Raw genomic sequence first — 25,629 nt, 5'->3', positions numbered from 1 at the left:
GATCGCGACCGAAGGGGCGGAGGGTCGGCGCCGCTCAGGCGTCGGCGGTGGCGCGGTTGCGGCGCGAGCAGGCTTGGTAGGCGCCGAGATGGCGGCTCGCGCAGGCCGCCCAGCCGTGCCGCGCCGCGACCCGGCGCCCCGCCGCCGCGAGCCGCTCCGCCTCGGCCGGGGCGAGGGCGGCCCGGAAGGCGTCCGCGAGCGCCCCGGCATCCTCCGGGTCGACGAGGAGGGCGTCGGTGGGGGCGAGGACGTCGCTGAAGGGCGCGCGGGCCGCGCCGACGACCGGCGTGCCGCAGGCCATCGCCTCGAGCACGCCCGGGCCGAAGCCGCCCCGCAGGGCCGGCGCGGCGAGGAGGTCCGCGAGGCGATAGAGGCCCGGCATCGCGTCCTGCGGCACGAGCCCCGCCTGGATCACGGCCCGGCCGATGCCGACGTCCAGCCCCGCCCGGTCGAGGGCGGCGCGGCAGCGGGCCTGGTAGCCGGAATGGTCCAGGATCGAGCCGCCGCCGACGACGAGGAGCTGCGCCTGCGGCCGATCACGCCGCAGGCAATGGAAGGCCTCGATCACCCCGAGCGCATTCCGCCGCTCCTCGAAGCCCCCGAGGCAGAGCACGACGGGGCCCGCCCCGAGGCCCCAGCGCAGGCGCAGCGCCGCGTCCCCGGGGGCGGGCTCGGGCCGGAACCGGGTCTGGTCGACGCCGTTGCCGACCACCTGCGCCGCGACGCCGTGATCGCGCGCGAGCGCCTCGGCCGCGGCCCGGCCGACGCAGAGCAGGCGGTTCGCGTCGTAGATGGCCCGGTCCTGCCAGTAGGCGAACTGCGGATCGGCGAAGGTCTCGAGATCGTGGACGGTGCGCACGAAGCCGTGCACCAGCCGGCGACGGCTCAGGGTGGCGAGCGCGTTGCCGCCGATGCCGCACTGGGCGTGGAACACGTCGAAATCGCAGGCCGCGGGCGTCGCGAAGTGGCGCAGGGTCTCCTCGATCCGGGCCCGCACCAGGTCAGCGGTCGAGCCGCCGACCGGCCGCGCCGCCACGGAGACGACGGGGCAGCGGGCGTCCCGGTAGAAGCCCCGGCCCGTGGGGTCGGGGGCGTGCACCACCGCCTCGTGCCCGAGGTCGCACAGGGCCTCCCCGACCGCCAGCGCGTGGGCGACGCTGCCCCGCGGGCTCGTCGAGGTTGCCAGGATCGCGATGCGCAAAGGTCCGCCGGCCATGCTGCGTTGACACCTGCCGCGGCCGGGGGAGCTGGCCGGAGAGCCCGCGACCGGCGGAAGGAGCGAGTCCCGGGGTCGTCCTGGCGGCCACGCATCGTTCGTGCCGGTTCGGGCGGTCCGCCCACCGCGCACGGGGCCGGACGCTGCCGCCCGCCCCGTTTCCCTCAGCGGGCCGGCCCGTCGAGGGAGAGCAGGTACTGGACGAGCGCCGCCTGCTCCGCCGGAGCGACGCCCCCTGGCGCGTCCGCCCAGTAGGCGTGGCCCTCGCCCGTGACGCGGGCGGTCGCCGCGCGCGGGTCGGCGCGGTTGGCCGCGATCACCTTCGCCCGCAGGTCCCGGTCCACCAGCGCGCGCAGGCTCTCGGCCGGATCCGCCCCGGCCGCCGGGTCGAGGAGCGGCCCGATGCCCGGCGCGTGCGCGGGTCCGGGGCCGACCGCGACGCCGCCGTCGTGGAGGTAGGGGGCGGATTCGGCGAGGCCGATCAGGTTCGGCACCTTGTAGCCGCCCGGCGTGCCCGCCTGCGCCCAGGCGAGCTGCACCTGCGCCCGCGCCGCGTCCGTCAGCGGCACCGGCAGCGTCACGGTGCCCGCCGGCACCGGAAAGGGGGTGCCCGCGGCGTAGAGGTCGGGCGGCCGGAGGGTCGCCTCGGTCCTGGCGAAGGAGCGGGCCCGGCTCGGCTCGGTGCCGATCTCGGGCGCCGGGATCACCCGGTGGTCGGTGTAGGCCGGCCCGGAATGGCAGCCGGCGCAGCCCGCCCGCTCGAACACCTGCCGTCCCGTCGCGAGGATCTCCGGCGGCGCCGGCCGGAACGGCGCGCGCAGGGCATTCTGGAAGGCCGACATGGCGTCGTTGGCGTAGCCGACGGGCTCGCCGGGGCTCGTCGCGACGAGCCCGTTCGTGGTCACGTAGTTGGCGTTCGGAAAGCTCGGGAGGACGGCGTAGCTGTTCAGCCCCGGCGCGTCCGGGGTCGGGTCGGTGGCCTTGAGGACCTGCGACGGCGTCCGTCCGTCCTGCGGATCGAAGCGGAAGCTCGGGGACGGGGCCCGCTGCAGGAGCGTGCCGAGATAGACCTCCGGATCGAGGCCGAACAGGAAGGGCGCGGCCTCGGCCTGGGCGGTCGTGTCGGAGTTCAGGGCGTGGACGTTGTTGTTCAGCGCCGAGAGGCCGCGGAAGGGGCCGAGCCCGGCATGCCCGCTCCAGCCGTAGGGATGCCCGTCGGCGGTGAAGCTCGACGGGATCGAGGTCGGGTTGGTGACGAGGTCGGGCGAGGAATCGAAGCTGCCGGGCGGCCAGCTCGCCGCCTGCACCTTGGCGGCGGCCTCCAGCGCCTCCGGGTCCGGCAGGCGCTCCCGGCCTCCGCCGCGGGTCGCCACGGTGCGGTTCGGGTCGGTCCGGAACGGGTCGAGGGAGGGCGTCGAGCCGTGCATGTAGTAGGCGGTGGTGTTCGAGGCCAGCGCCATCATCAGGCCGACATTGAGATCGCGGTTCGGAGCGCCCTCCACGACCTTGCCGGTGCCCGGGTCGAAGGCCGCGTGGCAGAGGGCGCAGGTGATGCCCATGCGCACGTGGCCGCGGTCGTAGAAGGTCCGGATGCCGAGGGGGAACAGGCTGCCCCTCGCGACGTCGAGGCCGGTCGGGATCAGCTCGCCCACCTGGTAGGTCCGGCCGGCGACCGTGACCGGCCGGGCGACGCGCACCTCGAGATTCGCGGTGCCCCGCCCCGCCAGCAGGGTGAGCGCGCGCGAGACCTCGTAGAGGCTGAGCGCCCCGTCGAGCATGCCCATCACGTCGGTGAGGAAGACCTCGTTGCCGAAGGTCTCGCGATAGAAGGCCTCTCGCCCGCGCCGGAACAGGGCGTCGTCGATCCGCACGGCGCCGGGCTCGGGCGCGGCGGCGGCGCGGCCGAGCACGTCGTAGGCGGCTGGCTCAGCGTTTCGCTGGGGGTTGGCGAGGTCGGCCTCGTCCGGCATCGGGGCGTGGCTGAACCGGCCGAGCGCGGCCGCGAGGCCGCCGGCGGCGATCAGGATGCCGGCGGCGGCGAGGAGGCGGCGGGACGAGCCCATCGGGTGCGGCGTGCTCCGGTGCGGGATTGCCGGGCACAACACCGGGTGGCCCGCGATGGTTCAGGCCGCCGCCGGTTCGGGCCGCGGCGGCACCCGGCGACGCTCTGCCGCGCGGCCGGAACATCGCGCCCGGCAGGCCGGTAGTTCGAGGCGGGCCATCCGCCCCGATGCCCCTCGCCCGATACCTCTCGACGGAGTCGAAGAAGCCCCATGACGCTACGCTCCAGCCGCCGGGCCGCCCTGCTCCCGGCCGCCCTCGCCGCCCCGATGCTCCTCGCTGCCGGCCTCGCCGCGAACCTCGCCCTCGCCGAGGAGAAGCCCTCCCCGCCCTCGAAATCCGGCGCCGCGGTGCCGCCCGTCGAGCTGACGGTCGAGCTCGACGGCGACAAGCCCCGCTGCAGCCCCGCGGAGCTGCGCCTGCCCGCGCAGACCAACGTGGAGCTGCGGGTGATCAACCGGGCCGACCGGCCGGTGACGCTGACGGCGCCGGGACAGTTCGAGAACCGCAACGTGCTGCACGCCGACGGCGACCTCGTCCACGTGATGAGCAACGAGGGCTACCTCGTGAAGCAGGGCGGCAAGGGCACGCTCAAGCTGAAGACGCTCGCGGCCGGGGAGTACCCCTATGCCTGCACCAGCGTGCAGAACCAGGACGCGCCCTTCAGGGGCAAGCTCATCCTCGCCCCCTCGGCCGGCTGAGGCGGTGATCAGGCCCGGGCCGGCGCGTCGCCGGCCCCGCGCCGCGGGCGCAGGCTGAGGAACAGGTAGTAGCCGGTCAGGCTGGTTGCGGCCTGCGCGGCGCGGGGCCGGAAGTCCGGCGGCGCCTCCCGCGCGTCCGCGATCGTGCCCGCGTAGGACCAGCCCTCGATGAAGTCGGGCACGGGCTGGTCCTGGCGCACGGCGCAGCAGAGGCCGCCATCCGGCTCCTTCGCGAAGAGGCTGTAGGACAGGAACGGTCCCTCCGCGTCGGACATGCCCATTCATCTCCCGGTGCTGGTTCGTCACTGAGCCGGACCCGTCGCGGCGCGACCGCGCGGCGCCCGCCGCCCTCCCGGGGCGGCGTGCGGCCGTCGTTGCAAGGATCCGGCCAGTGCTTAAGCTTCGCCCCGCAGTAGGTGCAGGCTGAACAACCCGTCCGGGTCGAGCCAGCAGCGCACGGGCTCCCAGCCCGCATCGGCCGCGAGTTCCTGGAACACGCCCGGCGCGTAGCGGTAGGCGCAGCCCGTGCGCACGCTCTCCCCGTGGGCGAAGGGGATGGTCTCGTCGCCGACCCGGAGCGTGCCCGCCCGCTCGGCGACCAGATGGGTCTCGACCCGGAACGGATCGAGCCGCACCCGCGCCTCGTGCCGGAAATCCTCCGGTCCGAGCGGCGCGGCGGCCGCGTCCGTACCCGCCTGCGCACCCGCCTCCGAGGGCCGGTCCGGCGTCGCGTCGCCGTTGGCGCGGGCGAGGCGATGGAGCACATTGAGGTGGAAGGCGGCCATCAGCCCGCCGTCGTCCGCGTGGGCGCGCAGCAGGCTCTCCGTGTCGCCGTTCGGGTCCGTGCCGACGAGGAGCCAGCCGCGCCCGAGGATCGCGCGGGCCCGTTCGAGGACGGCGACGAGGTCGGCGGGGGCGAGGCTGCCCGCGGTGGCGCCGAGGCAGGCGCCGAGCAGCGCCTCCGGGCGCGCTCCGTCCCCGTCCGGACGGGGCGCCGCCCCGTCGAGGGGCAGGATCTCCGGCGGGTGCGGCCGGTCGAGGGCCGTCAGCAGCGCGTCGAGTCCACCCGCCGGGGCGGCCCCGAAGACGAGGACCCGGGGCTCGGGCCCGACCAGGGTCGCGACCTCCGCCGCCACCTCGCCCAGAAGCCCGGCCTCGCGGGAGGCGGGGTAGCAATCCGGATCCTCGGCGGCCCGCGCCAGCAGGTCCGCCCCGGTCTCGTCCCAGAGGCAGGCCGGCGCCAGCGCCTTCTCGGGCAGCGACAGGCCGCGCGAGACGGCTTCCAGGAAGGCCGCATCGATCTCCGTCGAATCGGTGTTCCCGCCCTCCGCGAGGCTCGGGCGCTCCACTGCCGTCCGGGGTTCGACGGGGCAGTGCGGGGCCTCGACGGCGTCGGCGCTGCGGGGATGCCAGCTCTTGAGCCAGACCGACTCGGAGGCGGGACGCGATTCGAACTCATGACGCATGGGACGGTTCCGCGCTGATTGTCAGGTCTCCGACGGACTTCCGAAGGCGCGGGACTGTATCAATCCGATGCGTGCGTGATCTAACACTCGTTAAGGTCTTGAGACGAATGGGGCGTTTTCCTCCGGAGATTTCGCGCCTTGCGCTTCGTACGCTTGTCGACACCGCGTATTGTCGACCGAGAACCGCCGGATCAGGAGGCCGGGCTGCCGTCCGCAGGCCGCCAAACGGGGCAGACGAATGATGAATTATGTGTTACGAAGTTCCGCCGCATTCATCTGATCAAACGAGCGGGTTCTTCCTGTTTGGCCTGTATGACCTCTAGAGTGAAGACGCCGAAGCCCGCTGCGCCGATGATCGCCCGAATCGCCTCCTCCCTCAGCTCCCGTGTCCGGCCGCTGCGCGCGCTCCTGCGGGGCGCGGCCGTCCTCGTCGGCCTAAGCGTGCTGCCCACCGCCGTGCTCGCCTACGCGGATCTCCTGCCGGAGGGGTTTGATCTCGCCATCCTCGGCTTCGAATCCTCGCCCGCGATGGACCTGCCCCATGTGCGCGAGCAGCTCGCCGCGGGCGGTCCCCTGCGGATCGTGGCCTTCGGCTCCTCCTCCACGGAAGGCGTCGGCGCGAGCAGCCCGGCGGCCGCCTACCCGGCCCGGCTCCAGGCCGCCCTGAACCGCGCCCTGCCGCATCTCGTCGGCGGCGTCAGCGTTCTGAACCGCGGCATCGGCGGCGAGCACGTGGACGACATGATGCGCCGCCTCGAGCGCGACGTCATCGCGGCCAAGCCCCAGCTCGTGATCTGGCAGACGGGCAGCAACGACCCCTTGCGCGGGATCGACCTCGACCATTTCCGCGAGGCGACCCTGACGGGCCTGCGCGCCATGCGGGAGGCCGGCATCGACGTGGTGCTGATGGAACCGCAATGGTGCCCGAAATTCGATGCGACGCCGGGCTCGTACCGTTTCCGCGACGCCGTGCGCGAGATCGGCGAGGAGACCGGCGTTCCGGTGATCCGGCGCTCCGAGCTGATGCGCAGCTGGATCAACGAGGCGCGGCTGACCCGCAAGGAGCTATTTGCCCCCGACGGGCTGCACATGGCCGACCGCGGCTACGCGCTCCTCGCGCGCGCCGCGGCCGACGAGATCCTGCGCGATGCCGGCGGCCCCGTCCGGGTCGCCGAGGCGGCGCAGTAGGGCCCCTCAGCCGCGACCCTCGTCGTCGAAGTTCCGCCGGGCACCCGCATGGTCGTGGTACTGCTCGGTCTGGACATGGCGCCCGTCGAGGCCGCGCTCGTCGCTGTGGCGGGACTTGTCCCGGTTGCTGAGCACGCTGTTCTCCGGGAGGACGCCCTCCGGCAGTTCCGTCATCGCGCCGGTGCCCGAGCCCTTGCCCTGTGCCCCGGGACCCATGTTGTGCCTGTCGGCCTTCGCCATCGCGTGTCTCCTCTGCGGTTGCGTTGATCGGTCCGCCGCTCGGGCCGTCGCCGCCGCACCGGGGTGCGGGACGCGGCGCGGACGCCGCCTCAGGGGCGATCTCTTCGACGTCGGGATGGGCGCGTTCGCCGGCGGATCGGCCGGCTCATGCCGGTTCCCGCGCGTGGGAGCCGAGTGGGAGCCGTGCCGCGTGCGGGACCAACGCCGCAGGTGGGAGCCGGTTTCAGCTTGGCCGATCCGCAATCCGGAGCCTCGGAACTGGCCGGGAGGGCCGCGGTTGCTCCTTCGAGACCGTCCATGAGACCGGTCATGACATCGCGGTAGCCCGGGCGCGGCCGCGCGTCCTGCCGCGGGCTCGGCCCCGGTCCGGAGGCGCAGGCTTGAGCGATCGTTCATGAGGGAGCGGGCATGAGGGATCTTCGCGGCGCCGTCGTCGTCGTCACCGGCGCATCGAGCGGCATCGGCCGGGCCGCGGCGCTCGCCTTCGCGCGCCGGGGGCCCGCCTCGCCCTCGCCGCCCGCAGGCCGGAGGCGCTGGAGACGATCGCCGCCGCGTGCCGGTCGCGGGGGGCGGAGGCCATCGCGGTCTCCACCGACGTGACCGACCCGGAGGCGGTGGAGCGCCTCGCCAGGCGCGCCGAGGAGGCGTTCGGGCGCCTCGACATCTGGATCAACAATGCCGGCACGGGGGGTGTTCGGGCCGTATCAGGACGCGCCCCTCGACCTCCACCGCCGCACCGTCGAGATCAACCTCCTCGGCGGCATGTACGGCGCCTACGCGGCCCTGCCCCGCTTCCTCCGCCAGGGCCACGGCACGCTCATCACCAACATCTCCCTCGGCGGCTGGGCGCCGGCGCCCTTCGCGGCCGCCTACTCGGCGAGCAAGTTCGGGCTGCGGGGCTTCACCGCGAGCCTGCGGCAGGAAGTGCGGCGCCACCCGCGCATCCACGTCTGCTCGGTCTTTCCCGCCATGATCGACACGCCGGGCCTGGAGCACGGCGCCAACGTCTCCGGGCGGCGGATCGACAGCGGCCCCCTCGTCTACGCGCCCGAGGAGGTCGCCGAGACCTTCGTGCGCCTCGCCCGCCGTTCCCACGACGAGGTCGCGGTCGGCTGGCCGGCCCGGGCTGCGCAGGTCGCCTACGCCCTCGCCCCCGGCCCGACCGAGCACGCCACGGGCGCGGCGATCCACCGGATGCTCGACCGGGCCGCGCCCGCGCGCCACAGCTACGGCGCCATCCGCCGGCCCCTCGACGACCCGCCCCGCACGAGCGGCGGCTGGCGCGCGCGGCACGGCGCGCCCTCCGCCCGGACGCTCGGCCTGACGGGGCTGGCGATCCTCGGCGGCGCCACCCTCGTGGCGCTCGGGAGCGCGGCCTCCCGCGCCCGGCGCTGAGGGAGAGCGGCGGCCCCCTCAGGCGGGCAGCGAGAGCGCGGCTCGCGCCTCGGCGGGCGTGGCGGGCCGCCCGCCGTGACGGGCGAGCGCCTCGGCCGCCAGGCGCACGAGCTCGGCGTTGCTCGCGGCGAGCCGGTCCTTCGTGACGCGGATGTTGTCCTCGAGTCCCGTGCGCACGGCATCCGCCCCGCGGGCGAGCGCCCATTCCATCACGATCGCCTGGTTGCGGCCGATGCCGGCGGCGGTCCAGGTGGCCTGCGGCAGGAGCCGGCGCAGCTCGGCGAGCAGGATGTCGAGGAGGTGGGCCTCGGCCGGCATCGCGTTCTGCACCCCCATCACGAACTGCACGTGGGGCCGCGCGTCCATGAGGCCCGCCTCGACGAGGCGCTTCGCCCCGTGCAGGTGCGAGAGGTCGAAGATCTCGATCTCGGGCCGCACGCCGAATTCGCGCATCCGCGCGGCGAGGTCCGTCACGAGGCTGGTGTGGTTCTCGTAGACGATGGTGGGGAAGTTGACCGAGCCCGTCGAGAGCGAGGCCATGTCGGGCCGGTGCATCAGAGGCAGGCCGCGGGCGGAGGGGTCGCGCCCGCGCCCGCCGGTGGAGAACTGAACGATCAGCCCGGGGCAGTGCCGGCGCAGACCCTCCTGCACGGCGGCGAAGCGCTCGGGATCGGAGGACGGGCTCTCGTCGTCGTTCCTCACGTGGATGTGGGCGAGGCTCGCGCCCGCCTCGTACGCTTCGTGGGTCGACTCGATCTGCTCGGCGACCGTGACGGGGAGCGCCGGGTTGTCGGCTTTGCGCGGCACCGAGCCGGTGATGGCGACGGCGATGACGACGGGCTTGTCCATGATGTCTCGACCCTCGCTGGTCCCGCTCCCCCGCATTCAGGTAGCGGGGCGCCGGGCGCGGCGCCAGTCGGGCCAAGGCCCCGCCGGGTGTGGCGCCGGTTCGGACGGGCCGCCCGCCGGTCCGCGCTCCGGCGCGGAGGGCCCGTGACAGGGGCGCGGATTCGCGCCACACTCGGGCCCGGCGCGAGGCACGAGACGGTCCGCGCCACCGGGGGCGGGCAACGGATGGTGCCATGCCGCGATTCTACTTCGACGTCCGGACCCCGTCGGGGGTCGTGTGCCTCGACCACGAGGGCCTCGATTGCGCCGATGCCTCGGCCGCCCTCGCGGAGGCCCGCCACGGCGCCCATTTCGTGACGCCGGAGGAGGGCGCGGGCAACCCGCTCTTCAGCGGCTACCGCTTCTCGGTGGCCGACGAGGCGCACCACGTCCTGTTCACCGTGCCCTTCACGGACCTCGAGGCCGACGAGGCCGCAGGAGGGCCGAGCGGGCGGGCACGGCACCTGTCCTGACGCGCCGCTTGCCAGGCTTCGGGAGCGCGTCCGGGGGCGAGAGCCACGGGGAGATCGGCGTGTTCGACGGCCCGGACTTCATCGAGATCGAGACCCGGCTGGGGGCGCACAATTACAAGCCCCTCGACGTCGTGCTGACGGAGGGCCAGGGCGTCTGGGTAACCGACACCGACGGGCGGCGCTACCTCGACTGCCTGTCGGCCTATTCCGCGGTCAACCAGGGCCATTGCCACCCGAAGATCCTGGCGGCGCTGACCGCGCAGGCCGGGCGCCTCGCCATCACCTCGCGGGCCTTCCGCAACGACCAGCTCGGCCCCTTCTACGAGGAGCTCGCCGCGCTGACCGGCTCGCACAAGGTGCTGCCCATGAACAGCGGCGCCGAGGCGGTCGAGACCGCCATCAAGGCGGTGCGCAAATGGGGCTACGAGGTGAAGGGCGTGCCCGAGAACGCCGCCGAGATCGTCGTCTGCACGGGCAATTTCCACGGTCGCACCCTCGGCATCGTCTCCTTCTCCACCGACCCCGACGCGCGCGGCGGCTTCGGCCCCTTCCTGCCGGGCTTCACCGTCGTGCCGTTCGGCGACGCGGCGGCGCTCGCGGCGGCGATCACCCCGAACACGGTCGCCTTCCTCGTGGAGCCGATCCAGGGCGAGGCCGGCGTCGTGATCCCGCCCGCGGGCTACCTCGCCGCGGTGCGCGAGATCTGCAGCCGGAACCGGGTCATCCTGATCCTCGACGAGATCCAGACCGGGCTCGGCCGCACCGGGCGCCTGCTCGCCGAGGAGCACGAGGGGATCGTGGCCGACGTGACCCTCGTCGGCAAGGCGCTCGGCGGCGGCTTCTACCCGATCTCGGCGGTGCTCTCGACCACCGAGGTGCTCGGCGTCCTGAAGCCGGGGCAGCACGGCAGCACCTTCGGCGGCAACCCGCTGGCCTGCGCGGTGGCGCGGGCCGCGCTCAAGGTCCTCGTCGAGGAGGGCATGGTCGAGAACGCGGCCGTCAACGGCGCCTATTTCCTGGAGCGGCTGCGCGCCCTGCGCTCGAACCGCATCCGCGAGGCGCGGGGGCGCGGCCTGATGCTGGCGCTGGAATTCCACGCGGATGCGGGCGGGGCGCGGCCCGTCGTCGAGGGCCTGCGCGCAAGCGGCCTCCTCGCCAAGGAGACGCACGAGCACACGATCCGCCTCACCCCGCCCCTGGTCATCACCCGCGACGAGATCGACTGGGCGATGGAGCGGATCGAGGCCGTGGTGCAGGATTGAGCCTCAGAACTTGAAGACCGAGCCCGCCGCGGATTTCGCCGCCTGCTTCGCCGCACGGGCCGCCTCCAGGCGCTCGATCTCCCGTCGCAGCAGGGCGATGCGCTCGCCGATCTCCTCCACCGAGAGGTCGTCGAGCTTCTGCCCGATCTCGTGGCCCGCGCTCCGGCGCAGCGGCAGCATCTCGTCGTCCATCGTCCGACCCCCGTCCGTCGTCCCGTCAGACCGGTCTATCTGGGCGCCGGCCGCCCGGGGTCAAACGGGGCGCCTCACGCCTCCGCGAGCCCGCCGAGCGCCCCGCTCCGCGCCTTGGACAGGTCCTTCACGAAATGCGGCAGGAAGCTCGACATCACGCTCGCCGGGATGTCGAGGGGGCGGTAGCGGACCGTGTCGACGAACATCAGGGATTGCTCGCCGCGGCCGAGCAGCCCCTGCGTCCGGCTGTGGATCTCGTGGGCGAGCGTGACGAACTTGCGATTGTAGCTCGCGATCCGGATGCGGACGACGATGGGCTCGAACTCCCGCGCCTCCCGGCGGAAATCGTGGTTGAAGGAGCGGGTCAGGATGTAGAAGTTCGTCGTCGCGAGGTCGAAATCCGGCATGCAGGTGTGGAAGAACAGTTCCCGCGCCTTGCCGACCCAGCGGAAGTAATTGGCGAAGTAGACGTTCCCGACCGAGTTGGTGTCGTCGTAGGTCGGCAGGAGCTGGAGCACGAACCAGGGCCCGTCGAAGCCGTGCGAGGTCACGTTGTCCTCGCGGGGGACGACGAGGGTCGCGAGGGCCGCCTCGCCCTCCGGCAGGGTCCGGGGCGCCTCCTCGGCGGCGCCCGCGCCCCCCGCGAACAGGTTGACGATCGCCGGGAGCGCCCCCACGGCGCCGACGAGGGGCGCGATGGCGAGCAGCGCGCCGGCGGGGGCGACGTAGCCCGTGACGAAGATCAGGGCCGAGGCGGCGCCGATCATCGCGCAGAGCACCCCGTCATAGGCCGGCCGCGCGCCGAGCGCCTCGCAGAGGAGGCACAGCGTCGCCCCGACGAACAGGGTCGCGAAGGGCAGCATCAGGTACATCATCGAGAGATTCGCCGCGATCATGCCGGCGGCCAGGGCGCAGGCGGCGATCAGGGTCCAGAGCGGCGAGGCGACGAGGCCGGCGGGCACGAAGGCGAGGAGCGGGCTCTCGCTGCGCCGCGTCACGGCGGTGAGGAACCAGCGGGTCGCGCAGTAGAAGCTGTCGATGGTCGAGGCCGCCGCGATCGCGGTCCAGACGAGGAAGGCGGCGGTGAGGGTCGGGTCGCGCAGGCGGATGAGCGCCTGGGTCACCGCGCTCTGGCCCTCCGGGATGCCGTCGGCGGAGGCGACGGGAATGCCGGGCCCGGCGAGCGCGGCAAGCGCTCCGTTGAGGACGAGGAGGCCGAGGAACAGGAGCGCGCCGCCCGCGTAGGCGACCCGGATCGAGCCGCCCTCCCGGTGGATCGCCACCGCGCGCTGCCAGTGCTGCACGTCGCTCCAGGGCCCGAGCAGGAAGCCGACGAGGCAGGGCAGCATCAGCCCGTAGAACCGCTCGTCGAAGGACGCGAGCGGCACGGGCGCCGACGGCGCGGCGCGGGCGAGGCCGAGGGCCGCGACGAGGGCCGCGCCGATTCCGATGACGAGGTAGAGCACGTGCAGCCGGCGCAAGGCCCCGATCGAGGCCGCGTGGCCCGAGGCCGCCGCGAGCAGGAGCAGCAGCAGGGCGCCGAGCAGCGAGCCGCTGCCGAACAGGGGCAGGAGCAGGTAGGCGCAGAGCCCGTAAGCGGTGAGCGCGAGGGCGACGAGCTGGCAGGCCAGGAACAGTCCGGCATAGCGCCCCTCGACGGCCTTGAGGATCTCGGCCGGGTTGCGCCCGGGCGCACCGAGCAGGTGGCCGAACAGGTAGAAGCCCGCCGCGTTCGGCAGCGCGAAGGCGGCGAAGCCGAGCCAGCCATACGTCACCGTGACGTGGATCGCGTAGAAGAAGCCCAGGCCCCAGAGCCAGGACAGGCCGATCGTCGGCGCCCAGACGAGGGAGCGAAGGAGGCGGGAGCCCTCGTCTGCGTGCATGCTGACAACCTGACCGTGCGTGCGTCATCATGGCTGCTCGCTACGGGCAGGTCCATTTCCGTACCGCAACACCCGCGCGGGTCCGTACGGCGCGGACGATTTGCCGCGTGAGGAAGACGCGTGATTCACGCCCCGAGGCGGCAGGCGCCGGATGCCGGAATCCGGCCCAAGTCCCGGCAGGGACTAAGCCTCCGGGTTAGCGCCCCGCCACGAGGCGCGGCTGGATCTCGCTGCGGGCGGGAGCCGGAAACAGCCTGTGGAAATCCTCCGGCACCCGCGCGATCAGGCCCGGGATCTCGGAGGCGGGCCGGGCCGGGCTGATCAGGAAGCCCTGTATGTCGTTGCAGTTGCGCGCGCGCAGGACCTGGGCCTGCTCAACCGTCTCGACGCCCTCCGCGGTGACGGCGATGCCGAGCTTCTGGGCGATGGCGAGGATCGCCTCGATCACCGCGAGGTTCCCGTCCTGCTCGTCGATGTCGCGCACGAAGGAGCGGTCGATCTTGATCTTGTCGACGGGGAACTTGGCGAGGTAGCTCAGGCTCGAGTAGCCGGTGCCGAAATCGTCGAGGGCGATCCGGATCCCGCGCGAGCGCAGCTCGTGCAGGTTCGCCATCGTGATCGCGGTCTTGTCGAGGAACACGGATTCGGTGATCTCGATCTCGAGGCGCCCCGGCTCCAGGCCGCTCGCCTCCAGCGCCGCCGCGATGTCGCGCAGGAACTCGCTGGTGCGGAACTGGATCGGCGAGATGTTGACGGCGACCCGGATCTGGCCCGGCCAGCGCGCCGCCTCCCGGCAGGCGGCCTGAAGGGCGAAGCGGCCGATCGCCACGATCATGCCGGTCGCCTCGGCCACGGGAATGAACTCGGCCGGCGTGACGAAGCCCCGCGTGGGGCTGCGCCAGCGCAGGAGCGCCTCGAAGGCGACGACGCGCCCGTCCCGCAGGGCGGTGAGCGGCTGGTAGTGCAGCTCGAACTCGTCGCGCTGGAGGGCGAGCTTCAGGTCGGCCTCCAGCTCCCGGCGGGTGCGCTGGGTGATCTCGAGGTCGCGCTCGAACAGGTGGACGATGCCCTTGCCCCGGGCCTTCGCCCGGTAGAGCGCGAGATCGGCCTTGCGCAGCAGGCTCTCCGGGTCGAGGGCGTCGGCCGGGGTCAGCGCGACGCCGATGCTGACGCCGATCTCGGCGGCGAGCGCGTCGATCCGGTAGGGCGCGCTCACCGCCGCGATGATCGCGCGGGCGAGGTCGGCGGCCTCGAGCGGGCCCGCGCAGCGGTGCAGGACCGCGAACTCGTCGCCGCCGAGGCGGAAGATCCAGGTGCCCGCGTCCGCGAAGGGCTGCAGGCGCTGGGCGACGCTGCGCAGGAGCTGGTCGCCCGCCCCGTGCCCGAAGGAATCGTTGACGGTCTTGAAGCCGTCGAGGTCGAGGTAGAGCAGGGCGCAGGGCTCGCCGGTCTCGGCGGCCCGGTCGCACTCGGCGCCCGCGAGGTCGTGGAAAAGGGTGCGGTTGGCCAAGCCCGTGAGCGGGTCGTAGCTTGCCAGGAAGGCGATCCTGGCCTCCGAGATCCGGCTCGCGGTCACGTCCGAGCCGACGCCGCGAAAGCCCGCGAGGCGCCCGGTCCGGTCGAGGACCGGCTTGCCGCTGAGCTGCCACCAGCGCGTGCCCTCGGGGAAGGGCAATTCGACGACGAGATCCTGGAAGGCGGAGCCCTCGCGCAGATGCGCGACGACCTCCGCCGCGCCGCTGCCGTGGCGCCCCCCTGCCCGCAGGCGAGGAGGGCCGAGAAGGGCAGCCCCTGCAGGGCCGCGACGGGGCGCCCGGCGACCTGCGCGACGCGCTCGGAGACGTGCTCGAAGCGCCCCTCCCGGTCGGTCTCCCAGAGCCAGTCGCTGGTGCTCGCCTCGAACTCGCGCAGGAGGAGGCCGATCGTCTGGTTCTGGTCGCTCACCCGCACCCGGTCGAGGATGCGCTGGAAGGAGAGCAGGCTCATGCGGCGGGCGCTGAACAGCACGAAGGCGGCGTAGATCCCGAGCAGCACCGCGATGCTCGTCGCGACCGCGTCGCCGCTCGTGGCGAGCGCCACGAAGCTGCCGACCACCACGGGCACCGCGAAGAGCATCGACACCGACAGGATCGGCCCCAGCGTGTAGGCATCCGAGATCAGCCCGGCCGCGATCGCCACGATGATCATGCGGTGGCCGGCATCGGCGGGGGGGAACAGCACCATCGGCATGGTGCTCCAGCCCGCGCCGATGGCGAGGGCGATCGCCCCCGAGATCCGGTAACCGCGCACGATCTCGGTCTCGGTCGGCGTGCCGGCGAAGCGGCCGTGATACTTCCAGGCGGCGACGATGGCGACGATGCTCGCCGTCCCGATCACCACGAGGAGACCGATCAGGTAGGTGCGCGGGGCGGTCTCCCAGAAGAATCCGACCACGGTGAGCGCGATGGCCGCGTGGGTCAGCGCCGAGTACTTGGCGAGCTTCAGGGTCTCGGCGAGGAGGCCGGAGCGGGTCTCCAGGAGGTAGCGGGCGAGCGTGGCGGCCGAGGTCGCGCCCGTCTCCGGCGGCATTGCCGGCGCGGCCGGACGGAGCCGGCGGAGGAGGGCGGAGACGAGTCGCACGGTGCCGGCCAGGGCGCCGGGCCGGGAACCCGCCCGCGCCGGAGCGCCGGCGAGGCCGGTCCCCGGGGCGGCGGATCTGCGCTTCCCGGCCACGGCCCGCGTCACCGGCGCGGCGACACGGTCATGCCGACGCCGCCATGCGGACGCAGGGTGACCTTGAAGCGGGTCTCGGGCCGCGCGGGCCCGAGCCGCGCGGTGCGGAAGGCGGGCAGGAGCTCGGCGAGGATGGCGAGGCACTCGGTCAGCGCGAAGCCCATGCCGATGCAGACCCGCGGGCCCGCGCCGAAGGGGATGTAGGCGTAGCGGTCGCGGCCGGCGCTGCGGGCGGGGTCGAAGCGGTCCGGGTCGAAGCGCTCCGGGTTCGCCCAGAGCCGGGCGTGGCGGTGCACGGCGTAGACCGGCACGTGGACCGAGCGTCCCGCCGGGATGCGGGCGGCGCCGAGCCGGATCTCCGAGAGCGTCTTGCGCACGATCAGCGGCGCCGGCGGATAGAGGCGCATCACCTCCATCACGACCTGCCGGGTGTAGGCCAGCGCGTCGAGGTTCGGGCCGCCGGGGGCGCCCTGCGCCGCCGCGATCTCGGCGAGCACCCGCGCCTCGATCTCGGGGTGCTCCGCGAGCAGCCAGAAGGTCCAGGCCAGCACGATCGCCGTGGTCTCGTGGCCCGCGGCGATGAAGGTGAGGAGGTTGTCGACGAGGCTGTCGTCCGGCATCCCCTCCCCGCTCTCCGGATCGCGCGCCTGCAGCATCAGGCCGAGGAGGTCGTCGCCGCTCCGCCCGCTCCGGCGCCGCCGGGCGATGCCGTCGGCGACGGTGCCGCGCAGGAAGCGGGCGGCGGCGGCGCCGCGCCGCGAGCCGGGATGCGGCGTCCAGGCCGGCGCGCCGAGGAGGCTCAGCGCCATCTTCCAGGTGGTCTGGTCGAGATAGGCGTTCATCGCCCGGCCGAACCGCTCGGTGTCGAGCCCGCCCTCCCCCGACATCATCGTGGCGACGATGATGTCGAAGGTGGTGCGCATCATCTCGGCGAGCATGTCGACCGGGGCCTCCCCGCGCGCCTGCCAGCGCGCCCGCGTCGCGGCGGCGGCCGCGCTCATGGCCGGGACGAAGGCGCGGAGCCGGTCGTGCCGGAACACCGGCGTCGCGATCCGGCGCTGGTGGCGCCAGCGCTCCCCGTCGGAGGTGAGGATGCCCTTGCCGAGCGCGGGCGACAGGGAGCGGGTGAGGAACTCCTCCCGCCCGAGCGCGGCGGCCTGATCGACGAGGAGCGAGCGGATGAGGGCAGGATCGCTGACGAAGACGGTGCGGCGGCCGATGAAGCGGGCTTCCACGAGCCCGTCGCGGTAGACCTCCGCGGGCCACGCCTCGATCAGGTTTCGCACGACGGTGCGGATCAGCCGCGGGAAGCCCGCCGCCTCGGCCACGACGTCCCGCAGGCCGGGCGTCGCGCCGATCGGAAACCCTGCCGCTGAATCGTACTGCATCCGAGACGTCCCGGCTTCGAGACTGTGAAGGTTCCAGATGCTGCTTGCCGCGCCGTTAAGCGCGCCCGTCGAATACGAGGCTTGTCGACGTTTTCTGTTCAAAACCCGGACGGATTGGCCCGCGATTGCTCATTGCCGATGCACCGGCCGCGCGGCCTCAACGCGACGAGCGGCCGGGCGCACCCGCGCCCGTCCGCTCGAATTTCGCCGCTCGAATGTCTCCGGTGAAAGCTCGCCTGTCCTGGGCGATGTGGGCCGTCAGGCGGCCTTGTTGCGGCCGCGCGGCTTCGGCCGGGCGGCGTCGTCCTGCAGGCCGCCGGGGCGTCCGAGGCCGATCGACTTGGCGAGCTCGGAGCGCTGCGCGGCGTAGCTTGCCGCCACCATCGGGTAGTCGTTGGGCAGGCCGTAGCGCTGGCGGTAGCTGTAGGGGTCGAGCCCGTGCGTCGAGAGATGGCGCTTGAGCGTCTTGTAGGGCTTGCCGTCGATGAACGAGATCAGCGCGTCCGGCGTGATCGACTTGCGAACCTGCGCCGGCGTCGGCTTCTCGACCGTCTCCACGGGCGGAGCAACCGGCTCGGCGAGCCCGGAAAGGGAGCCGTAGACCGCGTGGATCAGGGCCGGGATATCGCTGGCGGCCACATGATTGCGCGCAACGTACGCCGAAACGACTTGCGCCGAGAGTTCGATGAACTGATCGTGCGCGTGCGAAGACGTTTCTTCTGGTTCCATCGGCTTCTCCTTGATCGCCTACGTACTTCGCCGCAAACTCATCCAAATGCAAGCGTAAGTAGCCGAGTGATGCACAGGCGTTCCTGCATCGGACACAACAAAAGCCCTATGGGTAACGCCCAGTACGAGGAAAAGGCCGATTTGCGCCGCTTAAGCTGATCAAATGACATGTAAAACGCGGTCCGGCCTCTGAGGAGCAGCCTCTGAGGAGCAGCCTCGGAGAAGCGGCCTCGGAGAAGCGGAGTCGCCGGCCGGGACCGCGCCGGGGGCGGGGCCCCGGCAGCGCGGCCGTCCGGGGCTCAGGCCGCCGCGGCCTTGCGCCGGCCGCGCGGCTTCGGCGCGGCGGGCTCGGCCCGCTCGGCGGCGGGAGCGGGCCGGCGCTGCTGGCCGAGGCCGAGGCTCTTGGCGAGCTGGGAGCGCTGGGCCGAGTAGTTCGCGGCGGTCGAGGGGTAATCGCCCGGCAGGCCGTAGCGCTGGCGATAGGCGTGGATGTCGAGCCCGTGGGTCGAGAGGTGGCGCTTGAGGGTCTTGTAGGGCTTGCCGTCGATGAACGAGACCAGGGCGTCCGGCGTGATCGACTTGCGAACCTGCGCGGGCGTCGGCCGCGGGGCGGCTTCCGTCTCGGCGGCCTGCTTCTCGGAGCCGAGGCCCGTCAGCGCGGCGTAGACGCCGCTGATCAGCGCGGGCAGTTCGGCCACCGGCAGCGAATTGTTGGAGACGAAGGCCGACACGATGTCGGCGGCCAGTTCCGTGTAATTGTTACCCCGAGCTTCAGCATCGTCCGTCATGTTGCCGATCCTTCTTCGCGACAGCTCAGAGGTGAAGTCGATATCGGTCGCGTAAAATCAATCGGTGTTGAGCCGCTGTGCACAGCTCGATGATCGTCCGGTGACATCTGTCTTCCGTCGACAGGCGATTTTTTGGTTTCCGCAGCCGCGCACACTCGGCCGCGTCCCGCTCAGCCGGACAGGCGCATCGCCTCGAGGATGCGCCGGGCGATGCCCGGATAATCGCCGTCGAAATGGTGCCCGCCCTCGAGGCGGATCGTGCGGATGCCCTTGAGGCTCGGGTCGGTGCAGGCCGGCTCCTTCTCGGCCGAGCCGTAGATGCAGAGCACCTTGGCGGGCGGGAGGCCCGCGATCTGCGGCACCACCGCATGGGCCCCGCCGAGGCCGAGGAAGCCCTTCACCGAGACGCTGAAACCCGTGCTCCGGCCCGGGCCCAGCAGGGCGACGAGACCGATCCGGTCGGTCAGGCTCGTCGGCAGGTAGGGCCAGGCAAAGGGGAATACGTCCGCCCCGAAGGAGTAGCCGAGGACGAGGACCGGCAGGCGCCCGTCGGGATCGGCGGCCTTGAGGGCGGCCGCCGTGTCGGCCGCGACCGTCTGCGGGCTTTTGTCGGACCAGAAATAGCGTAGCGCGTCGACGCCGAGGACGTGCACGCCCTCCCGCGCCAGCCGGTCGCCGATCGTCTTGTCGATGTCGCGCCAGCCGCCGTCGCCGGAGAAGAAGATCGCGATGGCCCGGGCCGGCCCGGCGGCGGGATGCTCGACGAGGGGGAGCTGCCCGGCTCCGGCATCCCGCGCCGCGAGGGCGGCGGCCGCCGCGACCGTCTCCGTCAGGCGCGCCGCGTCGTCGGCCTGCACCCGGGTCTCGGGGCGGTGGGCGCCGCGCGCCGGGCCGGGCCCGTCCGTCGGGGCGGGCGCGGCCTGCACGGCGACGAAGGGCTCCTGCAGCGGGGTCGCCCGCCCGTACCGGAAGCCGCCGGGCGCGGGCTCGGCGGGCAGGCCGTCGCAGGTGGGCCGTCCGAGGGCGAGGGTCGGCGCCGGATCGAGGGCGACGCCGCCCGCGACCGTCGCCGAGAGGGCCTGGCCGAGGATGGCGTGGACGAGGGCGCCGCCCTCCCCCACCCCGACGAGGACGGGGTGGAGGTAGCGCTTGGCCTTGAGTGCCCGCTGCAACCCCTTCGAGAGATCCTCGACGTCGGACATCGGGCGCAGGCACGGCCCCGCGTCGCGCTCCAGCCCGGCGCGCCAGGTCTCGAGGTCGAGGCTGAGCACCATCAGGCCGCGGCGGCGCAGGCGCTCGGACAGGGCCTCTTCGGCCGGGCCCGGGCCGCCCGCGCCGGAGACGAGGAGCGCGAGGCCGACCGGACTCGCGCCGGGCATCGCCACGGGCACGTCCTTGAAATGCGCGGAGGAGACCCGCACCGGCGTCGCGGAGGCGATCAGGGTCGGGGCGGGCGGGCGCCAGGCGAGGAGGAGGCCCGCGCCCGCGGCGGCGAGGAGCAGGGCCGCCCCGATCAGGAGGGCGAGGCGGGCCCGGCTCCGCCGCGTCATCGCCGGATCAGCCCGAAGGGCGAGCCGTTGACGAGGGTCGCCACGTCGAGGAGGGCGCGGGGCGTGCCGAGGCCGCCGGGGCAGATCAGGTAGTAGGGCGTCCAGACCGGATCGAACTTCTGCTTGAACGTCCGCAGCCCGTCGAAGCTGTAGAGGTCGGCTCCGCGCCGGTAGAGGAAGGCGCCGAAGCGGTTCCAGCGGGAGGCGAGGCGCCGGTCGACGAGGCCCGAGAGGGGCGCCGCGCCGAGGTTGAACCAGCGGTAGCCCTCGTCCTTCGCGGCGAGCAGGAGGTTGGCGAACAGCGCGTCCATGATCACCCGCGAGGCGTCGGGCGTGTAGCGGATCAGGTCGATCGCCATCTCGTTCCGCTCCGCGCCCCGCCAGAGATTGGCGAAGGCGACGATGCGGCCCGCCTTGCGCATCACCGCGACGTCGAACCGGGCGAGGTAGGCGGGGTCGAAATAGCCGAGGGAGAAGCGCTTCTCGCTGCCCGACTTCATGGCGAGCCACGCGTCGGAGACGGCGGCGAGCTCCTCCATCGCGGCCGGCACCTCGGCGCGGGGCAGGATCGCGAAGGTGAGCCCCTCCTTCTCCGCCCGGCGGGCGCCGTAGCGCAGGTCGTGCCGAGCCGGCCCCTTCAGGGAGAAATCGGCGAGCGGCACGCGGGCGACCTCGCCGAGCTTGAGGGCGGCGAGCCCCATGTCGAGGAAGAGCGGCAGGTTCTCGGGCCCGACCCCGTAGAAGACGGGGCGCGCGGCCGCGCGGTCGGCGAGTTCGCGGAAGGCCCAGGCGAGTTCGGGCGCGGTGCCGTCCGGTGCCACGGGCTCGCCGAGCGCCACGAGGCTGCGGCCGGCGCGGGCATACATCACGAAGCCCTGCCCGTCGGCGGAGGTGAGGAATTCCTTGTCGCCGAGGAGCGCCAGCGCCGCCGAGGCGCCGGGGGCGCGGGCGACCGCCTCAACCACGGCCGGCGGGATCTCGGGCTCGGCCTCGGGCGCGCCGCGGCGGTTGACCGCGTTGTCGAAGCCGATCGCGGCCATGCCGGCCATCAGCGCGAAGGAGGCGCGGATGAGGCTCGGGGCGTCGCCGTCCCAGGCTACCTGCCACCAGAGCGCGTCGGCGTCCGCGCAGTGGCGCCACGCGACGAAGCCGAGGCCGATCGCCCCCGTGAGGAGGGCCGCGACGCCCGCGAGCGCCGGGCGGCTCAGGGCGAACAGGCTCGCCTGCGCGGCGCGCGGGCAGCGGTAGAACGAGGCGCGGAAGGCCGCGAGCAGGGCGGCGAGCGTGCCCAGCAGGATCGCCTCCTCCCAGTCGAGCCCCTTGCCGAGGGAGAAGGCGGCGCCGAGCACGAGCAGCATCAGGGCGAAGCGCCAGGCCCGGGCGAGGCGCCGGTTGAGGCCCCGCGCCAGCACGAGGAGGGCGAGGCCGACCAGGGAGGCCGCGAAGTGCGAGGCCTCGACGAAGGGCAGCGGCACCAACTGCGAGAGGATCTCGATGCGGGCGGCGAGGTCGCGGGTCAGCCCCGAGGCCAGCAGCATGACGCCCCCGACGAGGGCGATGCCGGCGGCGGCGCGGGGCACCATCGGCTCCAGGAGGCGCCCGGCCGTCCGGGCCGGGGCGGCGAAGACGGCGCGGCGGCGCACCAGCTCGGACGCGGCGAGGCCGAGGAGCGCGGCCGCGAACGGCAGGAGGGTGTAGATGATCCGGTAGGCGAGGAGGCCGCCCAGCACGTCCGCCCGGCCGCCCGCGCCGAGGCTCGCGATCAGCGTCGCCTCGAAGGCGCCGAGGCCGCCCGGCGCGTGGCTGGCGATGCCGATGACGGTGGCGGCGACGTAGATCAGGGCGAAGGCCGGGAAGCTCCCGACCGCGTCGGCGGGCAGGAGCACGTAGAGGGTGGCGGCCGCGGCGGTGAGGTCGACGATGCCGGCCGCGATCTGCACGAGGGCCGCCCGCGTGGTGGGCAGCCGCATCGAGAACCCGCCGAGGCCGAATCCGCCGACCCGGAGAACGCGCTCGCGCGCCCCGAGCCAGAGCACGAGGCCGCCGACGAGCCCGAGGATGGCGAGGCCCGCGACGGCCTCCGCCCGCGGCAGGCCGGCCGGCGCCGCGGCGCCGGCCAAGCCCGGCAGGTTCGCGGGGCCGAGCACGAGGGCCACCGCCGCCATGGTGACGAGGGAGACGAGGAGGGCGAACCACGAGGCGCCGAGGATGCGCCCGACATCCGCGAGCGGCACCGCGTGCGGCCCGTAGGCCCGGTAGCGCAGGGCGCCCTGCGTCAGGAGCGGGAAGCCGAGCGCGTTCGAGACGGCGTAGCCGCCGGCCCCCGTGGCGGCGGCGAGGGGGCGCGGGATGCGGCCGGGCGCCACCGTCTCCACGGCGACGAGGTCGTAGACGCCGATCGCCGCGAAGCTGATCCCGGTGAACAGGCAGGCCAGGGCCAGGGCCTGGACGGAGATCTGGTCGAGGGCTTCGGAGACGGAGGCGAGGGTGACGCTGCCGAGGGTGCGGTGGAGCACGGCCAGGCCGATCGCCGCGATGCAGAGACCGGCGAGCGACGGCAGCAGCCGGCGGAGATGCGAGGCGGGCGCCGCGACGGCGGCGTCCTCGTGCAGGGGCAGGATTTCGGGGCTCGTCGGCATGCGCGGCGTCGGGCTCGAAGCGGTGATCATCCGGAGGGCGGGTTGCGGCGGTTCAGGCGCCTGCGCGCCCCGTCCGGCGAGGCTGGCGCACGAGGCTGGCGCGAGGGTCACTCAAGTGCGAACTCCGATTCATCCCGCACGATGGGGGACGTGCATCCCTTTTAACCAGGAAAGCTCAACGCTGCCTGAATGAATCTCACGTCATGGTCGCGGAGCGAGCAGAAATCAGGCCCGGCATGTCCGCATCTTGTTTGGCGAAAATCGGGCGCCGCGGCCGTTCGGGGCGTCCTGCCGGGAGCATTCCGCGGGCGGAATGCGAATCGGCGCCGGCTCGTCGCGCATCGCGGCAAATCCGGGGCCGCGCCGGCTCACGGCCGACTTGAGCGCAATGCATGGCCGGAGGCGCGATCGGGCGAGACTTCCCCGCGCGGTTTCGCCTATACGGCGCCTCCCCCATCACCGAGGCACAAGGCTCCCATCCGGATGAACGACGCGCTGTGGACGGACGAGACGACCCGCAAGGCGGTCTTCCAATGGATCGAGGGCCGCGACGCGTCGGAGATCGCCGCCGAATTGGGCACCACGCCCGAGGACGTGATTCGCCAGGTCGCGCAGGCGGCGCAGACGCTCGGCGCCAAGCCCGAGGCGCCCGCCGCCCCCAAGACGGAGCCTGCCGCTCCTAAGCTGGTGCCCGCCGCGGCCAAGGCTGCGCCCGCCGCGGCCAAGGCTGCGCCCACCGCGGCCAAGGTTGCTCCCACCGCACCCAAGGCTGTGGCGGCCGCGCCCAAGACGGCTGCGCTCAAGACGGCTGCGCCCGCCGCGCCGGCGCCGAGCCCCGCCTCGCCTCCGGCCGAGACCGCCGCGAAGCCGCGCATCCTGCCCCGCACCGAGCCGGCGGCCCAGCGGGAGACGGCGCGCGGCGAGACGCCCTGCCGAATCGCGCCGGCCGCGGTCCGGCCCGCTGCCCCCGCCGTGCCCAGTCCGGCCGCGATCTTGCCGACAGCGGCTCGGCGCCCGGCGCCGGGTGCCCTGTCCGTGCCCGCGCCGGCGGCGCTCGCCGTCCCGGCCCCGGCCGCTTCCCATGCCCCGGCAGCGGCCGCTTCCCATGCCCCGGCGGCGGCCGCTTCCCCTGCCCTCCCTGCGCCGGGAGCGCGGCGGCCCCTGGTGGCGGCGGATGGCGGCGAGGGCGTGCCCTTCATGAAGGCGGGCCTCCTCGACTGCGTCTTCCCCCTCTGGTCCGACCACGAGGGCGGCTCGATCGAGACGAAGCGCGTCTGCGGCTGCCGCGTCGTCACCGGCAAGCGCTGGTGCCCGCAGCATTACGCGGTCGTGTTCGAGCCGCTGCGCAAGCCCCAGCGCGCGGCCTGAGGGGCTTCAGGTCCGCCAGCGTGGCGGCTCCTCGTAGCTGAGCGAGCCGATGATCGCCCGGTAGGCGGCTTCCGGGAACGCCTTCAGCGTCTCGGCCCGGACGTTGCCGAGCATGCCGAGCTGCAGGCTGAACCGGGCCGCCACCGCGTCGTCGGGCGCCTCGTAGACCGCGATGATGTCGTAGGCGCCCATCGTCAGGAAGAAGTGCTTGAACTCGCCGCCCATCCCGGCGAGCAGCGCCTTGGCCGCATCGAGGCGGCGGGGCGAATCGACGGCCGAGCGGGCGCCCTGGTCCGTCCAATGTCCGAGCATGATGTAGGTGGTCACGACAGGCCTCCGTGCGAGAGACGCGCCAGGATGGATTCTCGCATGTCGGCCCGCCCTGCGCAGGTCGTTCGTCATTCGCGGCGGACATGGCTCCGGCGCGAGCAAGACGACGGGCGCATATTTGCCCGGTTGCGCACTGTAAGGGCGCGATGAACGGCCCGTCTCGTCTCGGTTTCGTCTCGTCGGGGATCGGGACAGATCTTGCGCGATCCGATAAATCGGCGCCTCTTCGTGCTCGATATCTCGGTGGCCGCTGCCGGTCGGACAGCTTGGCCGCGCGCCTGTCGTCCCCGCGGAGGGCCCTGCCATGACGACGCTCCACGCTGTCTTCCACCAGCCGCCATCGGTGCCGCACCCGCGCGTGCGCGCGCTCGGGATCCACGATCTCCGGGTGGCTCTGGCCCGGGGCGTCGAGGATTTCCTCGCCATGCCCACCCACGTCGTGTTCGCCATCGCGATCTACCCGATCGCCGGCATCGTCATCGCGACGCTGACCTTCGAGGAGAGCCTGATCCCGCTGCTCTTCCCCCTCGCCTCCGGCTTCGCGCTGGTCGGGCCCTTCGCGGCGATCGGCCTCTACGAGATGAGCCGGCGGCGGGAGCAGGGCCTCGTCTCGACCTGGTCGAACGCCTACGAGCCCCTGCGGGCGCGCTCGGCCGGCTCGATCTTCGCCGTGGGCTTCCTCCTGATGACGATCTTCCTCGCCTGGCTCGTCGCCGCGATGGGCCTCTACTGGGCGCTCTACGACAACGCGAGCCACGCCTCGGTCCCCGCCTTCCTGGAGGAGGTGGTCACCACCGGCCGCGGCTGGACCCTGATCCTGCTCGGCAACCTCGTCGGCTTCGCCTTCTCGCTGGTGGCGCTGGCGGTGAGCGTCGTCTCGATCCCGCTCCTCGTCGACCGGGACATCGATGCGCTCGCCGCGATCGAGACGTCGATGGCGGTGGTGCGGGAGAATCCGGGCCCGATGCTGCTCTGGGGCTTCATCGTCGCGGGCCTCCTCCTCGTCGGGATGCTGCCCCTCTTCGTCGGCCTCGCCGTCGTCCTGCCGGTGCTGGGCCACGCCACCTGGCACCTGTACCGGCGGGCGGTGGCGCCGCCCTGAGGCGCGCGGCGGCGTTCCGGGCTCGCGCTCGCGGGCGCGATCGCGCATAAGCCTCCGC

22 protein-coding genes and 1 pseudogene are annotated in these 25,629 nt (G+C 73.4%); 7 read left to right on the top strand and 16 right to left on the bottom strand.

Translation table 11 applies throughout. From position 1 onward, the window contains the following. Positions 1-34: 34 nt before the first annotated feature. Positions 35-1,216 (bottom strand): MSMEG_0565 family glycosyltransferase, encoded by a 1,182-nt coding sequence (locus DK389_RS25635; RefSeq protein WP_109893907.1) that lies wholly within the window; start codon positions 1,214-1,216, stop codon positions 35-37. Between the two features lie 164 nt (positions 1,217-1,380). Then, positions 1,381-3,279 (bottom strand): YML083C domain-containing protein, encoded by a 1,899-nt coding sequence (locus DK389_RS25630; RefSeq protein ID WP_109893905.1) that lies wholly within the window; start codon positions 3,277-3,279, stop codon positions 1,381-1,383. Positions 3,280-3,546: 267 nt separating this feature from the next. Between DK389_RS25630 and DK389_RS25625 the strand changes: the two genes are divergently transcribed. Then, positions 3,547-3,978, top strand: coding sequence for a cupredoxin domain-containing protein (locus DK389_RS25625; RefSeq protein WP_236961048.1), 432 nt, complete (start codon positions 3,547-3,549; stop codon positions 3,976-3,978). An 8-nt stretch (positions 3,979-3,986) separates the two neighbouring features. On the opposite strand, the gene DK389_RS25620 is transcribed toward DK389_RS25625, so the two are convergent. Then, a complete protein-coding gene (locus DK389_RS25620; protein ID WP_109893901.1) occupies positions 3,987-4,253 on the bottom strand; it encodes a hypothetical protein in 267 nt (88 codons plus the stop codon). Positions 4,254-4,373: 120 nt separating this feature from the next. After that, the gene (locus DK389_RS25615; protein ID WP_109893899.1) at positions 4,374-5,444 is read right to left on the bottom strand and encodes an L-histidine N(alpha)-methyltransferase; all 1,071 of its coding nucleotides are present in this window, start codon (positions 5,442-5,444) and stop codon (positions 4,374-4,376) included. 351 nt (positions 5,445-5,795) lie between these two features. On the opposite strand from DK389_RS25615, the gene DK389_RS25610 reads away from it, so the two are divergent. Further along, positions 5,796-6,632: an SGNH/GDSL hydrolase family protein gene (locus DK389_RS25610; RefSeq protein WP_109896841.1), complete on the top strand. Its 837-nt coding sequence runs from the start codon at positions 5,796-5,798 to the stop codon at positions 6,630-6,632. 6 nt (positions 6,633-6,638) lie between these two features. On the opposite strand, the gene DK389_RS25605 is transcribed toward DK389_RS25610, so the two are convergent. Then, a complete protein-coding gene (locus tag DK389_RS25605) occupies positions 6,639-6,872 on the bottom strand; it encodes a hypothetical protein (protein ID WP_109893897.1) in 234 nt (77 codons plus the stop codon). Positions 6,873-7,280: 408 nt separating this feature from the next. Here DK389_RS25605 and DK389_RS25600 point away from each other — a divergent pair. Then, positions 7,281-8,267: pseudogene (locus DK389_RS25600) on the top strand (SDR family oxidoreductase). Positions 8,268-8,285: 18 nt separating this feature from the next. On the opposite strand, the gene DK389_RS25595 reads toward DK389_RS25600, so the two are convergent. Further along, positions 8,286-9,116, bottom strand: a complete 831-nt coding sequence (locus tag DK389_RS25595; protein WP_109893895.1) for a 3-oxoadipate:acetyl-CoA acetyltransferase — start codon at positions 9,114-9,116, stop codon at positions 8,286-8,288. Positions 9,117-9,349: 233 nt separating this feature from the next. On the opposite strand from DK389_RS25595, the gene DK389_RS25590 reads away from it, so the two are divergent. Beyond that, positions 9,350-9,628, top strand: coding sequence for a DUF6894 family protein (locus DK389_RS25590; protein WP_109893893.1), 279 nt, complete (start codon positions 9,350-9,352; stop codon positions 9,626-9,628). A gap of 59 nt (positions 9,629-9,687) precedes the next feature. Continuing rightward, positions 9,688-10,890 (top strand): ornithine--oxo-acid transaminase, encoded by a 1,203-nt coding sequence (gene rocD / locus DK389_RS25585; RefSeq protein ID WP_109896840.1) that lies wholly within the window; start codon positions 9,688-9,690, stop codon positions 10,888-10,890. A gap of 3 nt (positions 10,891-10,893) precedes the next feature. On the opposite strand, the gene DK389_RS25580 is transcribed toward rocD, so the two are convergent. The 9 genes from DK389_RS25580 to mprF form a co-directional block, all read right to left on the bottom strand. Continuing rightward, positions 10,894-11,082 (bottom strand): DUF1192 domain-containing protein, encoded by a 189-nt coding sequence (locus DK389_RS25580; RefSeq protein ID WP_109893891.1) that lies wholly within the window; start codon positions 11,080-11,082, stop codon positions 10,894-10,896. A gap of 74 nt (positions 11,083-11,156) precedes the next feature. Beyond that, positions 11,157-12,965 (bottom strand): acyl-CoA thioesterase, encoded by a 1,809-nt coding sequence (locus tag DK389_RS25575; protein ID WP_109893889.1) that lies wholly within the window; start codon positions 12,963-12,965, stop codon positions 11,157-11,159. 196 nt (positions 12,966-13,161) lie between these two features. After that, positions 13,162-14,640 (bottom strand): putative bifunctional diguanylate cyclase/phosphodiesterase, encoded by a 1,479-nt coding sequence (locus tag DK389_RS25570; protein WP_109893887.1) that lies wholly within the window; start codon positions 14,638-14,640, stop codon positions 13,162-13,164. Continuing rightward, positions 14,538-15,677 carry a hypothetical protein gene (locus tag DK389_RS25565; protein ID WP_162560853.1) on the bottom strand — a complete coding sequence of 380 codons (1,140 nt, stop codon included), beginning with the start codon at positions 15,675-15,677 and terminating at the stop codon, positions 14,538-14,540. Before DK389_RS25565 ends, DK389_RS25570 begins: the two co-directional genes overlap by 103 nt. An 8-nt stretch (positions 15,678-15,685) precedes the next feature. Beyond that, complete coding sequence (locus tag DK389_RS25560) at positions 15,686-17,065, bottom strand: cytochrome P450 (protein WP_109893883.1); 1,380 nt, start codon at positions 17,063-17,065, stop codon at positions 15,686-15,688. Between the two features lie 258 nt (positions 17,066-17,323). Then, entirely contained in the window at positions 17,324-17,794 is a 471-nt protein-coding gene (locus tag DK389_RS25555; RefSeq protein WP_109893881.1) for a Ros/MucR family transcriptional regulator, read from the bottom strand. A gap of 299 nt (positions 17,795-18,093) precedes the next feature. Then, positions 18,094-18,582 (bottom strand): Ros/MucR family transcriptional regulator, encoded by a 489-nt coding sequence (locus tag DK389_RS25550; RefSeq protein ID WP_109893879.1) that lies wholly within the window; start codon positions 18,580-18,582, stop codon positions 18,094-18,096. A 170-nt stretch (positions 18,583-18,752) separates the two neighbouring features. Next, positions 18,753-20,132, bottom strand: a complete 1,380-nt coding sequence (locus DK389_RS25545; protein WP_109893877.1) for an AcvB/VirJ family lysyl-phosphatidylglycerol hydrolase — start codon at positions 20,130-20,132, stop codon at positions 18,753-18,755. After that, a complete protein-coding gene (mprF, locus tag DK389_RS25540) occupies positions 20,129-22,771 on the bottom strand; it encodes a bifunctional lysylphosphatidylglycerol flippase/synthetase MprF (protein ID WP_162560852.1) in 2,643 nt (880 codons plus the stop codon). The genes DK389_RS25545 and mprF overlap by 4 nt, the downstream gene beginning before the upstream one ends. Before the next feature lie 483 nt (positions 22,772-23,254). On the opposite strand from mprF, the gene DK389_RS25535 reads away from it, so the two are divergent. Further along, the gene (locus DK389_RS25535) at positions 23,255-24,139 is read left to right on the top strand and encodes a hypothetical protein (RefSeq protein ID WP_109893873.1); all 885 of its coding nucleotides are present in this window, start codon (positions 23,255-23,257) and stop codon (positions 24,137-24,139) included. Between the two features lie 6 nt (positions 24,140-24,145). Here the strand turns inward: DK389_RS25535 and DK389_RS25530 are convergent, their stop codons facing one another. Next, entirely contained in the window at positions 24,146-24,466 is a 321-nt protein-coding gene (locus tag DK389_RS25530) for a GYD domain-containing protein (RefSeq protein WP_109893871.1), read from the bottom strand. A 307-nt stretch (positions 24,467-24,773) separates the two neighbouring features. On the opposite strand from DK389_RS25530, the gene DK389_RS25525 reads away from it, so the two are divergent. Beyond that, a complete protein-coding gene (locus tag DK389_RS25525; protein WP_109893869.1) occupies positions 24,774-25,571 on the top strand; it encodes a DUF2189 domain-containing protein in 798 nt (265 codons plus the stop codon). Positions 25,572-25,629 lie beyond the last annotated feature (58 nt).

Origin of the sequence: Methylobacterium durans, from assembly GCF_003173715.1 — a bacterium.
Taxonomy (GTDB): Bacteria; Pseudomonadota; Alphaproteobacteria; order Rhizobiales; family Beijerinckiaceae; genus Methylobacterium; species Methylobacterium durans.
The sequence above is the reverse complement of the archived record's forward strand: the minus strand, read 5'-3'. Positions and strand labels throughout refer to the sequence as shown.

What these genes read in the sequence shown, in the direction of transcription:
- DK389_RS25620 (WP_109893901.1), bottom strand. Translation starts at nt 4,253, where the DNA reads ATGTCCGACGCGGAGGGACCGTTCCTGTCCTACAGCCTCTTCGCGAAG.
- DK389_RS25525 (WP_109893869.1), top strand. Translation starts at nt 24,774, where the DNA reads ATGACGACGCTCCACGCTGTCTTCCACCAGCCGCCATCGGTGCCGCAC.
- DK389_RS25535 (WP_109893873.1), top strand. Translation starts at nt 23,255, where the DNA reads ATGAACGACGCGCTGTGGACGGACGAGACGACCCGCAAGGCGGTCTTC.
- DK389_RS25575 (WP_109893889.1), bottom strand. Translation starts at nt 12,965, where the DNA reads ATGCACGCAGACGAGGGCTCCCGCCTCCTTCGCTCCCTCGTCTGGGCG.
- DK389_RS25580 (WP_109893891.1), bottom strand. Translation starts at nt 11,082, where the DNA reads ATGGACGACGAGATGCTGCCGCTGCGCCGGAGCGCGGGCCACGAGATC.
- DK389_RS25630 (WP_109893905.1), bottom strand. Translation starts at nt 3,279, where the DNA reads ATGGGCTCGTCCCGCCGCCTCCTCGCCGCCGCCGGCATCCTGATCGCC.
- DK389_RS25550 (WP_109893879.1), bottom strand. Translation starts at nt 18,582, where the DNA reads ATGACGGACGATGCTGAAGCTCGGGGTAACAATTACACGGAACTGGCC.
- DK389_RS25590 (WP_109893893.1), top strand. Translation starts at nt 9,350, where the DNA reads ATGCCGCGATTCTACTTCGACGTCCGGACCCCGTCGGGGGTCGTGTGC.
- DK389_RS25610 (WP_109896841.1), top strand. Translation starts at nt 5,796, where the DNA reads ATGATCGCCCGAATCGCCTCCTCCCTCAGCTCCCGTGTCCGGCCGCTG.
- DK389_RS25615 (WP_109893899.1), bottom strand. Translation starts at nt 5,444, where the DNA reads ATGCGTCATGAGTTCGAATCGCGTCCCGCCTCCGAGTCGGTCTGGCTC.
- DK389_RS25545 (WP_109893877.1), bottom strand. Translation starts at nt 20,132, where the DNA reads ATGACGCGGCGGAGCCGGGCCCGCCTCGCCCTCCTGATCGGGGCGGCC.
- mprF (WP_162560852.1), bottom strand. Translation starts at nt 22,771, where the DNA reads ATGCCGACGAGCCCCGAAATCCTGCCCCTGCACGAGGACGCCGCCGTC.
- DK389_RS25560 (WP_109893883.1), bottom strand. Translation starts at nt 17,065, where the DNA reads ATGCAGTACGATTCAGCGGCAGGGTTTCCGATCGGCGCGACGCCCGGC.
- DK389_RS25595 (WP_109893895.1), bottom strand. Translation starts at nt 9,116, where the DNA reads ATGGACAAGCCCGTCGTCATCGCCGTCGCCATCACCGGCTCGGTGCCG.
- DK389_RS25635 (WP_109893907.1), bottom strand. Translation starts at nt 1,216, where the DNA reads ATGGCCGGCGGACCTTTGCGCATCGCGATCCTGGCAACCTCGACGAGC.
- DK389_RS25605 (WP_109893897.1), bottom strand. Translation starts at nt 6,872, where the DNA reads ATGGCGAAGGCCGACAGGCACAACATGGGTCCCGGGGCACAGGGCAAG.
- DK389_RS25555 (WP_109893881.1), bottom strand. Translation starts at nt 17,794, where the DNA reads ATGGAACCAGAAGAAACGTCTTCGCACGCGCACGATCAGTTCATCGAA.
- DK389_RS25625 (WP_236961048.1), top strand. Translation starts at nt 3,547, where the DNA reads ATGCTCCTCGCTGCCGGCCTCGCCGCGAACCTCGCCCTCGCCGAGGAG.